At 66.0% G+C, this 15,252-nt stretch carries 14 protein-coding genes; 3 read left to right on the plus strand and 11 right to left on the minus strand.

The window, feature by feature from the left end; all coding sequences use genetic code 11:
• Nucleotides 1–275: 275 nt before the first annotated feature.
• The 3 genes from D3260_RS15385 to D3260_RS15395 form a co-directional block, all read right to left on the minus strand.
• Nucleotides 276–1,748, minus strand: a complete 1,473-nt coding sequence (locus D3260_RS15385; protein ID WP_120099497.1) for a RimK family protein — start codon at nucleotides 1,746–1,748, stop codon at nucleotides 276–278.
• Complete coding sequence (locus D3260_RS15390) at nucleotides 1,741–2,256, minus strand: GNAT family N-acetyltransferase (protein ID WP_120099549.1); 516 nt, start codon at nucleotides 2,254–2,256, stop codon at nucleotides 1,741–1,743. Before D3260_RS15390 ends, D3260_RS15385 begins: the two co-directional genes overlap by 8 nt.
• Nucleotides 2,257–2,411: 155 nt before the next feature.
• Nucleotides 2,412–3,182 (minus strand): phosphatase PAP2 family protein, encoded by a 771-nt coding sequence (locus tag D3260_RS15395; protein WP_158583569.1) that lies wholly within the window; start codon nucleotides 3,180–3,182, stop codon nucleotides 2,412–2,414.
• Nucleotides 3,183–3,504: 322 nt separating this feature from the next.
• Here D3260_RS15395 and D3260_RS15400 point away from each other — a divergent pair, with 322 nt between their 5' ends.
• Nucleotides 3,505–3,990 carry a hypothetical protein gene (locus D3260_RS15400; RefSeq protein ID WP_147418230.1) on the plus strand — a complete coding sequence of 162 codons (486 nt, stop codon included), beginning with the start codon at nucleotides 3,505–3,507 and terminating at the stop codon, nucleotides 3,988–3,990.
• A 504-nt stretch (nucleotides 3,991–4,494) separates the two neighbouring features.
• Here the strand turns inward: D3260_RS15400 and D3260_RS15405 are convergent.
• From D3260_RS15405 to D3260_RS15435, 7 genes are read right to left on the minus strand one after another with little or no spacing between them, the layout of a single operon-like run.
• The gene (locus D3260_RS15405) at nucleotides 4,495–5,382 is read right to left on the minus strand and encodes an SDR family oxidoreductase (protein ID WP_120099500.1); all 888 of its coding nucleotides are present in this window, start codon (nucleotides 5,380–5,382) and stop codon (nucleotides 4,495–4,497) included.
• Nucleotides 5,379–6,560 carry a heme biosynthesis HemY N-terminal domain-containing protein gene (locus D3260_RS15410; RefSeq protein WP_120099501.1) on the minus strand — a complete coding sequence of 394 codons (1,182 nt, stop codon included), beginning with the start codon at nucleotides 6,558–6,560 and terminating at the stop codon, nucleotides 5,379–5,381. Before D3260_RS15410 ends, D3260_RS15405 begins: the two co-directional genes overlap by 4 nt.
• Nucleotides 6,560–8,533 carry a uroporphyrinogen-III C-methyltransferase gene (locus tag D3260_RS15415; RefSeq protein ID WP_120099502.1) on the minus strand — a complete coding sequence of 658 codons (1,974 nt, stop codon included), beginning with the start codon at nucleotides 8,531–8,533 and terminating at the stop codon, nucleotides 6,560–6,562. The genes D3260_RS15410 and D3260_RS15415 overlap by 1 nt, the downstream gene beginning before the upstream one ends.
• Before the next feature lie 33 nt (nucleotides 8,534–8,566).
• Entirely contained in the window at nucleotides 8,567–9,331 is a 765-nt protein-coding gene (locus tag D3260_RS15420; protein ID WP_120099503.1) for a uroporphyrinogen-III synthase, read from the minus strand.
• Between the two features lie 9 nt (nucleotides 9,332–9,340).
• Entirely contained in the window at nucleotides 9,341–10,276 is a 936-nt protein-coding gene (hemC, locus tag D3260_RS15425) for a hydroxymethylbilane synthase (protein WP_120099504.1), read from the minus strand.
• Nucleotides 10,273–11,040, minus strand: coding sequence for a LytTR family DNA-binding domain-containing protein (locus D3260_RS15430; RefSeq protein WP_233544105.1), 768 nt, complete (start codon nucleotides 11,038–11,040; stop codon nucleotides 10,273–10,275). Before D3260_RS15430 ends, hemC begins: the two co-directional genes overlap by 4 nt.
• Nucleotides 11,033–12,079 carry a sensor histidine kinase gene (locus D3260_RS15435; RefSeq protein WP_120099506.1) on the minus strand — a complete coding sequence of 349 codons (1,047 nt, stop codon included), beginning with the start codon at nucleotides 12,077–12,079 and terminating at the stop codon, nucleotides 11,033–11,035. Before D3260_RS15435 ends, D3260_RS15430 begins: the two co-directional genes overlap by 8 nt.
• Nucleotides 12,080–12,187: 108 nt before the next feature.
• Between D3260_RS15435 and argH the strand changes: the two genes are divergently transcribed.
• Both argH and D3260_RS15445 read left to right on the plus strand, forming a co-directional pair.
• Nucleotides 12,188–13,579, plus strand: a complete 1,392-nt coding sequence (argH, locus tag D3260_RS15440; protein WP_120099507.1) for an argininosuccinate lyase — start codon at nucleotides 12,188–12,190, stop codon at nucleotides 13,577–13,579.
• A gap of 11 nt (nucleotides 13,580–13,590) precedes the next feature.
• A complete protein-coding gene (locus tag D3260_RS15445) occupies nucleotides 13,591–14,088 on the plus strand; it encodes a DUF1269 domain-containing protein (protein ID WP_120099508.1) in 498 nt (165 codons plus the stop codon).
• A 181-nt stretch (nucleotides 14,089–14,269) separates the two neighbouring features.
• On the opposite strand, the gene D3260_RS15450 is transcribed toward D3260_RS15445, so the two are convergent.
• Entirely contained in the window at nucleotides 14,270–15,136 is an 867-nt protein-coding gene (locus D3260_RS15450; protein WP_120099509.1) for an NAD(P)-dependent oxidoreductase, read from the minus strand.
• Between the last annotated feature and the right edge of the window lie 116 nt (nucleotides 15,137–15,252).

The following is a 15,252-nucleotide window of genomic DNA, read 5'->3' on the forward strand; positions in this document are numbered from 1 at the left end:
CGACCAGTTCGGCCAGCTCCGCCCAGAACACTTCCGAGCTCACCCCGGTGCCCGACAGCGCTGTCTCCATCAGCTCGTAAAGCGGCCGGCCGATCGCCAGCCCGGCCTTGTCGATTCGATCCGTCATTGCCTTGCCTTTTCGTTGGTCACGCATCCTGCGCGACAAAATATCCACACACGCAGTCGCTTGGTGAAATTCGAATTTTTCAGACAGCACCGGAATATAACGAAAGCCCGGTTGGGCGCAAACATGGGACCGGTTCGTCGTTGGCGCTTCAACCGGCCTCGGGCCGTGTTCGAGCCTCCAGCCGCGCGAGAAATGCGCTCATGATCGTGCGATAGAGTGTTTGACCGGCCACGGCATCCTCGATCCCGGCATCGATGCTCGGGTTGTCGTTGATCTCGATGACGCGCAGACCGTCGGCTGTCTGCTTGATATCCACCCCGTACAGCCCGTTGCCGATCAGGCCGGCCGCCCGCACCGCGATCTCGACCACGTCGGTGGGGGCATCGACGACATCGAGCGTACGCGAGTCGCCTTCGGCGATACCGTCTTGCGAACTGTAGTCCACGATCTGCCAGTGGCCGCCGGCCATCAGATACTGGCAGACATAGAGCGGCCGGCCGTCGAGCACGCCGACCCGCCAGTCGAACTCCGTGGGCATGAACTCCTGGGCCAGCGCCAGCTCAGAGTCGTCGAACAGCCGGGCCGCGATCTCGTCGAGTGCGTGCCGGTCATCCGCCTTGAAGACACCCTTGGAGAAAGCGCCCTCGGGAGCCTTGAGCACCATGGGGAATCCGAGCAGCTCGGGCAGCTGATCGACCTCGTCTTCACCGAAGATGTGCGCCCGCGGCGCTGCCACTCGGTGACGTGCCAGAAGCTCGGCGAGATAGACCTTGTTGCTGCAGCGCAGGATCGAGACCGGGTCATCGATGACCACGAGCCCGAGCTGCTCGGCGCGGCGCGCGAATGCATACGTGTGATGATTCAGGCGCGTCGTCTCGCGGATGAACAGCGCATCGAACTCCGCCAGCCGCCCGAAATCCCGCCGTGTGATGCGCTCCACCGCCAGCCCGAGCGCCTGACCGGCCTCGACGAAGGCGTTCAGCGCGGCCGCATTCGACGGGGGCTGTGTCTCGTCCGGATCAACCAGAATCGCCAGATCAAAGCGGGCCTGTCGCCGTCGCTTCGGCGACACCCAGCCGCGTGCCACATAGCCGGCCACGGCTTCGGCCATGAACGTTGCATCCTCGGCCGACAGACTCTTCAGGCCGAGCGCGCGAACCTCGGTGACACGCAGCGCGGCATCGCGCCGGCTCAGCCCGACCTCCATCAACGGCACTGCGAGCTGCTCGAACAGCTTGCGCGCCACCGGCGCGAGCGCTTCGATACGTGCCCGGCCCATGAAGACCCGGAACGTATTCGGCAACGCGGCCTGAGTGGTGGCATCCAGCCGCACGAGATCGTGCGCCAACGCCGGAATCTCGGCGCCATAGAGCATCTTGCGTGACAGATCGGCGAGCGTGGTCACCGACGGCAGCACGCGATGGCCCCGGGCTTCGGCGAGCAACGAGACGTAATACCCCAGACTCTGGTATCGCAGCGAGCGACACAGGTTGATGACCCGAAACTCGTCGTCGCCGTATTTCGGATCGGACAGATAATCATCGGCCAGCACCATCGCGACCGGCGTGGCCTCCGAAGTCCAGTCGCGCCGGGACTCCACCACAATGATCGGCTCAGCCATGCGTATCGTCTTCCTCGAGAGATCGTTGCATCCGGACCCCGTCGGCCGGCCCCGGATAATATGCGACAAGCCGCTGTGTTTCGGTAAAACCCGCCGCCGCGAACAGGCCGCGAGAGGCTGTGTTGGAGACACGTGCCTCGGCGCGCATGACACGACAGCCGCGATTTGCGGCCCGCCGGATCGCATCATGCAACAGGCGGCCGGCCATCCCCTGTCCGCGCGCCTGCGCGGCCACGGCGATCGAGTAAAGACGAGCCACCCGGCTGTTTGCGCGAAACAGGGTGATGCTGCAGGCCGCGATCGGGTCGTCCGCCGCCGGGGTGGCAATGACGCGCAGATCGGCGTTCGCGCGCATCAATAACCAGCGCAGACTGCGACGCGACTGGGCATCGACATCGAAGACAGCCTGCTCGAGTGCCCAGAGGTGATCCAGATCGGCCGGCACGGCACTGCGAATAGCGGAACCGGGACCCGCCGGCGATACGACCGTCACGGATCGATCGCCCATGACAAGACGCACCACCGGTCCGTGGACCGGGCATTCGAGCCCGCAAGCAGCCGGGATGGGCACGCGACTGCCTGTGTGGAACGACGCGTATCGACGCCGCGGATCGTGACAGGCACGTCGGCCTTCGTATTCGTGATCAGAATCCGGACTGTAGCCTAATCGCGCCTCGTCGGCCGGCACGCGGCGGTCGAGCCGGCCCGTGCCGAGGACGAACGCGCGGCCGGCATGATCCGCGCAAACGCCGGTTCGAGACGCGCGACGATTCGACCGCCGAGCGGCGTATGCACGACCCAGGGCACGGTGACCAGCGCCGTGCCGAGTCCGCCGACCAGGTCGTCGGTCAGCCAGTGCGCCCCGGCCACCAGGCGCGGCAGGCAGGCAACGATCGCGATGAGTCCGGCCACGCGGCCGTAATGGCGCCCGGCGAAACACCAGAGGAGATAAACGAATGTGGCAACGACCGTGGCGTGATCGCCGGGAAAACTCGTGTGCGAGGCGTCCTTGGCGCCGAGCCCGTTCGTGTTGTCGAGCAACGTGAACGCAGGCAGCACCAGCGACGGGCTGTCATGCGCCATGCCCTTGAAGATCAGATCGCGTGTGATCGATACGAGACCCACCAGCGCGATACAGACGATGAACGAGGCGGCTGCCCGCCAGGCCGAAGTGCCTCGGCGACCGTAGACAACGAAATGAACAAGCACGCCCAGCATCAATAGTCCGACAAGATAATCGAAGACCTTGAGATTGCCGAACGACCACAGCAGCTGCTGGGTGGGGCTTTGAGCAACCAGTCCGTTCAGGGCATACGCGGTATGGATATCGAGCACGCGCCATAACGCATCGGTCCCGGGTGCGAGATAAGTAGCGAACAACAGAACAGCCAACCCGAGGCTTAGCCCCAGCGCCCGCGGCTGCCATCTTGGCATCACGTCTTTCATGATCGAGAACACCGGCGCCGCCGGCGCATTGCAAAATCGTAATTTAATCTTAATTTTTATTAATGCGATGCACAATACACAATCTAGCCCAGGGCCGTTCCTGTTGACGCATCGGGGCCTGGCCGAAAGTCCGCCCCGCTGCCCCAGACGCGGACCGGGACAGCGCCATCGTCGGCGATGCCGGTCATGCATGCCCGAGTGCGCCCATCGCACACTCGCAATGCCGTGTCACGGTATGTCGCTCGATACGCGAGCCCGGCGGAAACGGGTTATTCTGGACACCGCACTCTCGATCGCGGCCTGCTGCCTGATGTCATTCGCCCGCTCGCTCACTGCCGGCCTGCTCCTGGCTACCATGCTGGTGCTCGCAGGCTGTGCCGGTACGCCGAAAACGCCGACACCGAAACCGACGACGCCAAGCGGCCCGCCGCCGGCGGCCACCGTGATCGTGCCGAGCGACGACAGCGTCCTGGCTCAGGCGGCCATGCAGGCGCTACGCCAGCGCGGCTTCCATCTGACCCGCTATAGCGCCGCGATGACGCGTGGCAGCGACGACTACCGCCTGATGGCTCGCAAGGCCCGATATCGCCTCACCCTGCGTTCGGAATCCATCGGCCGGTGTCGCAACGGCCAGACCAGTCTTCGATACCGGCTGGCGCTGATCGAGAACGCGAACGGCAACGTACCGGTTTCGTTGTCGGGTGCCGATTGCCTGGATGCGATTCGACAGGCACTGACGACCGAACTGGATCGGGACCGAATCCGTGCCGGCCGGGCAACAGCCGGGCCACGCTGACCGACCACAACCACCGCACCGCGCGCCATGCCATGTCGGGACATGCTGCGGAAACGCTCTGAACAACCACCTGCAGCTCGCGCTCGCCAACGACACGGCCAGATCGAATGCCTCGATCAAGGGCCGCCGAGCGCGGCATCCGCGCCAGATGTGGTGAACCCGGTATGACGCTGGCTGATCGTTCGGATGGAAAGCGCGCATACGAGCAGGCATGTGGCCACGACGGCTGAAGACCGCAACGCCATCGAAAATGGACGAAACACAGTTGGCCGCGTCGCAGACAGCCGATGGGGGCATCTGTTCTGGCCCCGGATGAATCCAGATCGGCCGGTCATATGCGGCAACGCAGTATTCGCGCTCTTGAGGCCGCCCCGGATCCGGCGCCGGAGACCACGCGTCGGCAGATCGCTTCCACGCCGGCACAGCGGGCCGACCACATCACGGCTTGGGCGCTCAGCAGGCCGACGCCCCGGGCCTCTCCCTTGTCCGCTCGTGTGTGTCGCGTCAGGCCGTGACTGTTTCACCACGCAGGCTGGACAACAGACCGTCGCGGTAATCCGGGAAGATGAAACGATACGCCGTATCGGTCACGAGACGGGCATTCGACAGGCGACGCGACTCCGACAGGAACGACAGACGCATCGCCGAGAATCGTGTCCGGGCCTCGGCCCAGTCGATACGTGGAGGCGCAGCCACACCGAGTAACTCGGCCAGCGTGTCGTAATACGCGGTGCGCGCGGTGGGCACCCCGTCGCAGACGTTGTAGATTCGATGCGGCCACTGCTCGGTCAGCGCACGCCAGGCGATCGCGGCCAGATCGTCGATATGAATCCGATTGGTCCAGCCGTTCTCGTCAGCGAGTACCGGCTCACCGGCCCGAACCCGATCGACCGGCAGCCGATTCGGGCCGTAGATGCCCGGCGCGCGCAATATCGTCGCACGCGACACCGCTGCCAAGAGGCGCTGTTCGGCGTCCAGACGACGCTGCGCCCGATCGGTGGCCGGCGCGGCCGGCGTGTCCTCGTCGACCCAGGCCCCACCGTGGTCACCGTAGACGCCGGTGGTGCCGATATAGACCCAGTCAGCCGGCGGTGTCTCGGCGAGCCCCAGCACGCGGGCCAGCCGCGTATCGGCCTCACCGGCGCGCGGCGGCGGCGCACTGTAGAGCAGGCGATCCGCAGCGCCGACAAGCGCTGCAAGTTGGTCGTCATCGGTATCGTGATCGAGATCCAGCCGGAAACTCGCCGCACCAACGGCACGCGCCCGCGCCGCGGACTCGGCGCTGCGCACCACGGCACTGACGCGATGGCCGGCGCCAATGGCGCGCGCGGCCACGCGTACTCCCGTATCGCCGCAGCCGATGATCAGCAGATGCGGCGTTGCCACCGTCATGCGCCGTAGGTCACGGTCTCGAGCCCACGGCGATAGACGAGCCGAGCGCGCTCGGCTTCCTGCAGGCGCTCCAGCAGACGACCGAGATCGAGCAGACCGGTCGCACCGAGCTGGCTGGCATACTCGCTGGTCAGATAGTCCCGGGCCTCGTCCAGCTGCTGCCGGGCCAGAAACAGCCGGCCGGCGGCAAGCATCAGCTCGGGCTCGCGACCGTGTTGCGAGATCCAGTCCTGAACGCTGGCCAGCTGGCCCGACTCGTCGCGCGGATTGAGCCGGCCGAACGTCCGCACGAGCTGGCCATCGTAGTGTTTCTTGAGCGTGGCCCGAATCACGTTCGCGGCCTCGTCGTCTTCGCCCATCTGTGACAACGCCCGCGCATAGTGCTCGACAATCTCGGGCCGTGCCCGCAGATCCTTGGGCACGTCGCGCCATGCCGAGGTCAGCGCACCGACATCGGCAGGCTGGGACAGATGATGTCGATAGGCCGCGATCGTCATGACACTCAGCCGTTCCGACGACAGCGAATCGGCGCGCTTGAGCTCGGGCAGCAAGCCGTAAAGCACGCCGTAATCGCCGGTTGCCAGCGCGTGTTCGGCGTAGAGACGGAGCACCCAGGGGTGTTTCGGCTCGAGCTCATGCAAACGTGACAACGTGGCGGACGCTTCGACGTCCTCGCCGGCCGCGATCTGCAGTTCGGCCTGTGTCATCAACACGGCAAGCTCACTGATCGACCGGCTCGCCGAGGCTTTCTGCAGATACGCATCCCGTGCGCTCACATCGTCGCGATAATGCGCCGCTCGGGCTGCGAACAGATGATTCAGGCCGGGCGATTCATTGGCCTCGGCCTTGGCTTCGAGCTCTTTTTCGGCCGTCGACCAGCGGGCCTCGGCCAGATGCACCAGCCCCGTCTGCCAGGCATGCCGGGCCTTGGTGCGCTGGCGCCGATTGCGCAAGCGACGCAGGGTTCGCGGCGCGAACAGGATCGCGACCAGCAGCTGCCAGGCCAGGGCCAGCAGCCACACACCGAGCAGTACGCCGGCGACGGCGAACAGTACGGAGGTCTCGATCTGCCAGCCATTGAAAGAGATCAGGACATAACCCTGATGCTCGTGAAAGACGAGCGACAGGGCGATGCCGATGACGAGAAATACGACGACTCCGAGCAACAGGCGGCGCATTAGCGATCCTCCTGCCCGTCGGCGGTCGTCGACGCATCGGGCGACGCCGTGTCATCAGCCGACGTATCGTCGTTCTGGTCGGAAGCGCTGTCGCTCTTATCCGGTGCGTCGCCGCCCTGGCTGTCGTTGGCGTTGTCGGACGCCCCGTTTTCCGTCGTGCCGGTATTGTCGGCGCCCTCGTTGCCGGCATCACCACGCTGATCGCCGCCCTGCGCATCATCCGGGGCCTGACCTTCACCCGAGTCCGATGCGGCGTTTTCGACGTCCGCCGCCGACGTGCTCTGATCGGATGCGCCCGCGGCGTTCGCGATCCGGCGCATATGCGTCAGGCTGGGCGTGATATCAGGCGCCTGCCAGTCGAGCTGGACATCGGAGAGCGTCTTGAGCGAGGACAACACGGCCTGGGTCGCGCTGTCGTCGGTATCGAAATACTGCCCGATCCAGTCACGGGCCTCCGACAGGCTCTCGTGATAGACCTCACCGTTATGTTCGAGCAGTGCCAGCCGTGCCATGCGCAGTTCGAGCTGTAGATTCTGCACCAGGAAAAACGACTGGTCCGGCGCGATCAGGGCCGGCGCGTTCTGAGTGCCGTTGGCACTGCGCACGGTCACCATGTGCGATAGCGCATTGCCCAGCCGGTCGACCATCCGGTGCCAGTGCCCCTGCCAGTCGATGCCGGCGAAACCAGCCTGGCCACGGCTGCCGTCATCTCCCGCACGGTCGCCGGCCTGACCGGTATTGCCGTTGTGATAGGTCGACGGTACGTCACTATCGGTCGGCAGTTTCGGCACGCGGGCCGCCAGTTGCGACAGCTGTAGTGCGATGCCCTCGATATCCGGATCGGGCAGGGCTTCGAGCGATGCAACCTCGTTGGCAATATCGGCCCGCACCGGGTGCAGCTGTGGATAGCCGGCGTGGGCGATGGCCTGGTCCGCCAGCTTGAGCGCCTGCATGGCGCCCTTGGGATCGTGATAGATGACCAGGCGCTGATTGGCGGCCTCGAGCAACGCCAGAATGCGCTGCTCCACGAACTGTTCGTGGTTGCCGCCAAGCGCTTGCTGGAGCTTGTTGTTCTGGGTCTGGACCTGGTTGAGCGTGTCAGACAGCGACGACAGCTTCTGGCCGCGATCGTCCAGCGTGTTGTCGACCCGGCCGAGCTTTTGCGTCAACTGATCGACCTGATCGTTCATCTGCGAGACCCGCGGGCCAAGCTGCTGCTGCAGATTGTGCTGAACGTTGTCGGTCGCGCTGCCGATTTCGGCATTCAGGGCTGCCATGCGCTGCTGGCTCGCATACCACAGATAACCGGCACCGGCGATGGCCAGCACGGCGACCACCAGTGCGACGGCAGCCACGATGAGCGCGATACGGCTGTTGCCGCGACCACCGCCACTGCCCTGGCCGCCACGCTGGCCGCCACGGCCACCGTGGCCGCCCGTTGCCGCGTCGGACGACGCCGGCTTGCTCGCGGGCTTCGCACCGGCGCCGCTTGTCGCGCTGTCGCTGGCCGCCGGGCTCGTTTGGGTGCCAGACGCCGACGACGTTTTGCGCGAAGCGCTGCCTGAGTGTTCCGAGCCACTGCGCACCGATCCGTTCCCGCTCGACTGCGGGCTCGACGCCGGCTTTTCAGGCTGTTTTTTACCGGCTCCGGCCTTGCTCTGGTCAGGCTTGCTCTGGTCGGTCTTGCTCTGGTCGGTCTTGCTCTGGTCGGTCTTGCTCTGGTCGGTCTTGCTCTGGTCGGTCTTGCTCTGGTCGGTCTTGCTCTGGTCGGTCTTGCCCTGGTCGGTCTTGGCGGGGCTCGCTGCGGGCTTGTTGTCGGCACCTCCCGCGGCCTTCGACGACGATGTCTGCGCCGATGACGACTGCGCCTGCGTGGATGACGTCCCGGCCGGTTTGGCCGCCGGGGTCGTCTTTTGCGAGGCGTCTTCGTTTTTCGATTGGCGGTTGCTGTCCGTGGACTTGTCCTGGCTCATGCGCTTGCGCTTCCCCCGAATGGCGTGGGCTGATCATCGACGAGCCAACCAGGCACGCGTCACCGCGGCCTGCGCACCCGCTGCATCCATGGCATCGATGACGACCGGCGGGTACTGCCAGTCGATGTCACGATCCGTGTGTTGTACCACACGCAGGCTGGGCGCCACGAGCGAAAGCCCGGAAAGACGCTGTTTCCGGGCGCTATCGCAGGCCGATACCAGCGCCTGCCAGGCCGCGCTACTCGTGACGACCAGCACGGTGTGCTCATGCAACAACGCATCCAGTCGGTCGGTATCCAGCGCCACGGCCGCACGCCGATAGAGGGCGACACGCGCGACACGCGCACCGCGTGCCACGAGTCCGTCGGCCAGCGCTTCGCGCCCGCCCTCGCCGGCCAGAATGGCAATTCGTCGCCCGGTCGGCGGCGTTCGATCCAACAGGGCCAGCAATCCTTCGCTGTCGCTGGTCTGCGGGACTTCGACTCGGGTGCCTACGAACGCCGTCAAGGCCGCGGCCGTAGCCTGGCCGACCGCGATCAGCCGGCCCGACGGCGCCCAATCGGGCGCGAGCGCACGCGCACCGGCCACGGCATTCGCAGAGGTGGCAATGACAACGTCGGCCGTTGCGGCCTCGGCCAACCCTTGTTGTGCGGCATCCGCATCGGACGGCGCCCGGATCTCGAGCAGCGGCGCAATCGTGACTCGGGCACCCGCGGCCATCAGCCCATCGGCCCAGGCACTGGCCTGACCGGCCGGACGCGTCAGCCAGACCGCGCAGCCTGTCAGCACATCGCCCACGCGGTTCGATCAGCCCAGTTCGGCGAGGATTCGGTCGGCGCCGGCGGCGAGCAGTCTTTCGGCCAGTCGGTGCCCGATTTCGGCGGCCTCGTCGACCGGTCCGCTGATGGCGTCGCGTACCATCACCGAGCCGTCCGGCTTGCCGACGCACGCGGTCAGGGACAGTGTGCGGCCGTCGTGGGTCGCATGGGCGGCGATCGGTAGATGACAGCTGCCCTCCAGCCGCGCGTTGACCGCACGTTCGGCATCGATACGAATATGCGTGTATTCGTCGTCGAGCCGGGCGATGCGTTCGGCGGTTTCGGTGTCGTCGGCCCGGATCTCGATACCGAGCACCCCCTGGCCGATCGCCGGCAGGCTCTGCTCCGGGGACAACTCGCAGCGGATACGACCCGCCATTTCGAGCCGTTCCAGTCCGGCACAGGCCAGCAGGATGGCGTCGTAATCGCCGGCATCCAGTTTGGCCAGGCGGGTCTGAACATTGCCACGCAGGCTCTGGATTTCCACATCAGGCCGCAGATGCTTGATCATCGCTGCCCGGCGCAGACTGGAGGTGCCCACGACCGCGCCGGCGGGCAACGCCTCCGGGCTGTCGTAATCGTTGGAGACGAACGCATCGAGCGGGCTGGCCGGCGCCAGCACGACGGGCAGCGCGAATCCCGGCGGCAGTTCGGCCGGCACATCCTTCATCGAATGCACGGCCAGATCGGCCTCACCGGCCTCCAGGGCGGCCTCGAGCTCCTTGAGGAAGAGGCCCTTGCCGCCGATCGCCGAGAGCGGCCGATCGGTCACGCGGTCCCCTTCGGTGGTAATCGGCAGCAACACCACCTCGACGTCGGGCAACGCCGTGGCCAGACGGGCCTTGACGTGCTCGGCCTGCCAGAGCGCCAGCTGTGACTGACGCGTGGCGATGCGCAGCGTGCGCGGCTTTCCTGTTTCGGTCATTGAACGCTGTCCCGGTTCGTGAGTTCGTCGGCCAGCAGCGCGCGCACGTCGGCCAGCCGCCGGCGGGAGACCGGAACGGTGTGATGATGGTGTGCGATCGTCAGCGCGGCGCTGCCGTCGTCATTGTATTTGAGACCGGTCACATGTGCCCGGGCGACCAGTGCCTTGCGGTGCACCCGAACGAAGGTTTCGGCCAGCGATTGCTCGAGCTGGGCCAGCGACTGTTCGATGAGCAGTTCGCCGTGCAGATGGAATACCGACGTGTACTTGTGGTCGGCCCAGAAATACATGATGTCGCGAATGGCCACACGTTCGATGCCCTCGCGTGTGCGGGCGCTGACATAGCCACTGGCGGTGCCGATATCGACCTGATCGGCAAGTGCGGCGAACTGCGCACGGCTGGGCTGGCGGGCCCGCATCAAGGCTGCGGCCAGATCGTCGCGACGTACCGGCTTGAGCAGATAACCGGCACAGGCACTGTTATGCGCCGACAGCGCGTGCTCGCTGTGGGCCGTGACGAAGATCACCGCCGGCGGCAGCTCGTTACGGGACAGCTCCCCGGCGATCTCCAGCCCGTCGACGCCGGGCATGTGGACATCGAGCAATACGGCGTCGGGCTTGAGATCCCCGACTTCGGCCAGGGCATCGCGGGCGTTGCCGATCTCGCCGATCACGGAATAGCCCGGAAAGGTTTCCACCATTCGACGCAACCGTTCCCGGGCCAACGGCTCGTCATCCACGATCACCACATTCATGTCATTCATCTCGTCGCTGCGGCACGATCAACAGCACGGTGAACCAGCCTTCATCCTGCACAAAGTCGAGCTGTGCTGCATCGCCGTAAGTCAATGCCAGTCGATTCCGGATATTGGCGATCGCCTGGCGGTGCCCGGGTACGTCCGGCACGCCATACGCCATCGGATTACGCACGCGTACGTGAAGCATGTCGTTGTCCAGCCAGGCCGTCAGCGACACGGTGCCCCCCTCCGGCAACCGTGCCACCCCGTGTCCGATGGCGTTTTCCACCAGCGGCTGGATCGACAACGACGGCAGCCGTGCACGGCGCGCGGCCTCGGAAATGTCTCGCTCGAGGGTCAGACGCTCGCTCAGCCGCAGTTTCTCGATACGGACATAGGCCTCGATCAGCGTCATCTCGTCGGCCAGCGTCACCAACCCCGGCGCGTCGCCGCCCGACAGCCGCGCACGCAGCAGCGCGGCCAGATCCTCGAGCGCGGTCTCGGCCTCAACCGGGCGAACCGCCGTCAGGGCCGCCGCGCTGTTGAGCGCGTTGAACAGGAAATGAGGTTCGATCCGGGCCTGCAAGGCCTCGAGCCGGGCCTGGGTCTCGGTCTCGGCACGCGCCTGCCAGGAAGCGCGCAACCAGAAATAGCGCAGTCCGAGCGCGCCCACCACGCCGCTGATGCCCAGACTCCGCATCACGAACGCCATCGGACTGACGCCTTCGAGCAGGACCCAGAACCCGGTATAGGGCCCGGCCAGGAGCGTGATTTCCGTGATCACGAACGTGATCAGCAACAGACTGATGTAGGACACCAGCATGACCTGCCGGGTACTGAGGTTGGCGGCCTGGCGCCGAATCAGACACAGCGCGGCCGCGCTGACGATGCCGATCCACTGCAGGTAGACCGACAGCAGGAACAGCAGCCGCCACACATCGGCCGAGCGCGAACTGCCGAGCGCGAGAATGATAGCCACCGCTTCGCAGACCGCCAGCACACGCAGGATACGGGCACCGGTACAGAAATCCGGCAGGATCGTGCGGGTGTCGGGAGAAAGCGGCATTGCCGACAGTAATGAAACCGCAACCGTCCGGCGTCAACTCCGGCATTCCCCGGATCCGGGCCATTGCTATACTCGCAAGCCCTTTTTCCATGCACGGTCCGCGCACCGATGAGCACGCAATCGAGCCACCAGACCTGGGGCGGGCGCTTCGCCGAAGGCCCGGATGCCCGCGTCGCCGCATTCACCGAATCGATCTCTTTCGAAGCCCGACTCGCGCCCTACGATATCCAGGGTTCGATCGCCCATGCGCGCATGCTCTCGCACGTGGGTGTTCTGCAGTCGGACGAGTTCGAAACGATTCGTGGCGGCCTCGAGGCCATCGGCGAGCGCATCGCCGTCGGCGACTTCACGTGGGACCCGGCGCTCGAAGACGTGCACATGAATATCGAGGCCCGCCTGACCGAGGACATCGGCGCGCTCGGCAAGAAACTGCACACCGCGCGCTCGCGCAACGACCAGGTGGCCACCGATGTTCGCCTGTGGCTGCGCGCGACGATCGACTCGCTGATCGGCGAGGTCAACCGCCTGCGGCGCGGCCTCATCGGCCTGGCCGACCATCACGCCGAGACCGTCATGCCGGGCTTTACGCATCTGCAGGTCGCCCAGCCGGTCACGTTCGGCCACCACATGCTGGCCTGGCAGGCGATGCTCGCGCGCGACGCAGAGCGGCTCGGCCAGATTCGCGCCCGCGCCAACAAGCTGCCGCTCGGGGCTGCTGCACTGGCCGGCACCACGTTCGCGATCGATCGCGAGATGGTCGCGCAGGAGCTCGGCTTCGACGATGTGATCGACAATTCGCTGGACGCTGTCTCGGATCGCGATTTCGCTATCGACTTCGTCTCGGCGGCCACCACGATCATGATGCATCTGTCGCGTTTTTCCGAGGAACTGATCCTCTGGATGAGCCCGGCCTTCGGCTTCGTCGAGCTGCCGGATCGCTACTGCACGGGCAGTTCGATCATGCCGCAGAAGAAAAACCCCGATGTCGCCGAGCTCACGCGCGGCAAGACCGCCCGTGTCCAGGGTCATCTCACCGCCCTGGTCACCCTGATGAAAGGCCAGCCGCTGGCCTACAACCGGGATAATCAGGAAGACAAGGTGCCGATGTTCGACACCGCCGACACTGTCGGCGCGTGCGTGGCGCTGTTCGCGGATATGATGCCGCACGTCGCAGTCGATGCCGCGGCCTGTCGCAACGCGGCCCGGCGCGGTTTCGCGACCGCCACCGATCTGGCCGATTATCTGGTGCGGGCCGGCGTGGCCTTCCGCGATGCGCATGAAATCGTCGGCAACTGTGTTTCACGTGCGATCCACGAGGATTGCGACCTGGCCGAGCTGACGCTGGCCACGCTGCAGGAATACAGCACGGCAATCGGCGCGGATGTCTACGAGATTCTCACGCTCGACGGCTCGGTGGCCGCGCGCGACCATCTCGGCGGCACGGCCCCATCGCAGGTGCGGGCGGCCGCTGCCCGAGCGCGAGCGACGCTCGGCGACTGAGACCGCTCGACATGACGAACCGACTCCACGTGCTGCTGGCCGATACGGCCATCGCCGAACGCACGGTCATGGCCCTGCGCGAACAAGGTATCGCCGACGAGGCGCTGCACGCCGTTGCCCGTCATGACCCGGACCACCCCCTGCCCGACGCGGGCCTGCTGGAGACCACGGATATCGCCGGGGCGAGCGGCCGCGGCGCCATGGCCGGGGCCGCGACCGGCGCGCTGGCCGGCATGGCCGCATTGGTCTTTCCGCCGCTGGGGCTGATCCTCGGCGGCGCCGGGGTGGCGGCTTCGACGTTGGCCGGTGCCGGCGTCGGTGCATGGATCGCCTCGATGATCGGCGTCAGCGAGTCCTCGGACACGGTTGCCGCCTACGAACAGGCCATCGCCGACGGTCAGGTGCTGCTGTTGATCGACGTGCCCGACGACCAGCAGGCCGCCTTGATCGAGCGCCTCGAAGAGATTGCCCCCGACGCCGACGTCCAGGATGCCGGTGCCATCGACTAGGGCCTGTTGAGGTTTCGTTCGAGCGCCTTTTCGTCGAGAGACCGCCGTGTGTCCTGCAAGGCGCGCACCGTGGCGCGGGCCGGCACACGGCACGACGAAACGGCAGATGGCGAGCCGGTCCCATCCCGACGACCGAGCGCCGGACGCATTGCCAGGATGCGGCCGGCTTCGGCCCGCGAGCCTATCGATCGAACAGATCGGCTCGGCGTCGATACAACGCCGAAATGTCCTCGTCGCCGTGACCGTCGGCCATCAGCGCGTCGTATTCCTCGCGTGTCTGGGCCGCCAGCGGCAGCCGCCCACCGTTGTTCTCGGCCATGTGCAGACAGATGCCGAGGTCCTTGTGGTGATGCTTGAGCTTGAAGCCCGGCTCGTAGACGTCGGCGACCATGGTCTTGCCGCGATGATTGACGAACCAATTACCGGCCGCGCCAGCACCGACGACATCGACGACCTTGTCCAGCGGCAGCTCGACGGCGGCGGCGAAACGCATCGCCTCGCAAACGGCCTGGTTGATGCCGGCGACCATGATCTGGTTCACGGCCTTGGTGGCCTGGCCGGCCCCGACCGGCCCCATGTGCGTTACGCCGCTGCCCATGGCCGACAGCACGTCGTGCACGCGCGCAAAGACCGTTTCATCGGCCCCTACCATGATCGACAGGGTGGCGTTCTTGGCGCCTTCCGTGCCGCCGGAAACCGGCGCATCGACGAAAGCCGCGCCACGGTCGTTGACGCGACGCGCGGCCTCGCGTGCGGTATCGCTGGCAACCGTCGAACAATCGATGACGATGTGATCAGCGGTCAAGGCCGGCGCCAGCGCATCGATCATCTCCAGAACATCGGCATCGGCCGACACGCACAGCACCAGCACCTCGGCCTGCTCGGCGGCCATCGCCGGTTCGGCAACCGCGCTGACATCGTGTTCCTCGGCGAATGCCTCGGCCTTCGCGCCGGTGCGGTTGTAGACCGCGGCGAGCGAGCCGGCCGCCTTGAGATTCGCGGCCATGCCGTAGCCCATGCCACCCAGCCCCAGAAACGCAGTCTTCATGAAAATCGTCCGTCGTTGAGTACGGGCCGATGATAAGGTTTGTGGTCATCCCGCCCCAAGCCGGGCGCTCGATCCGTTCCCGCGTATGACGCGCCTCATCGCTGATCCACTGCCAG

The sequence above is a fragment of the Salinisphaera sp. Q1T1-3 genome (assembly GCF_003602005.1).
Taxonomy (GTDB): domain Bacteria; phylum Pseudomonadota; class Gammaproteobacteria; order Nevskiales; family Salinisphaeraceae; genus Salinisphaera.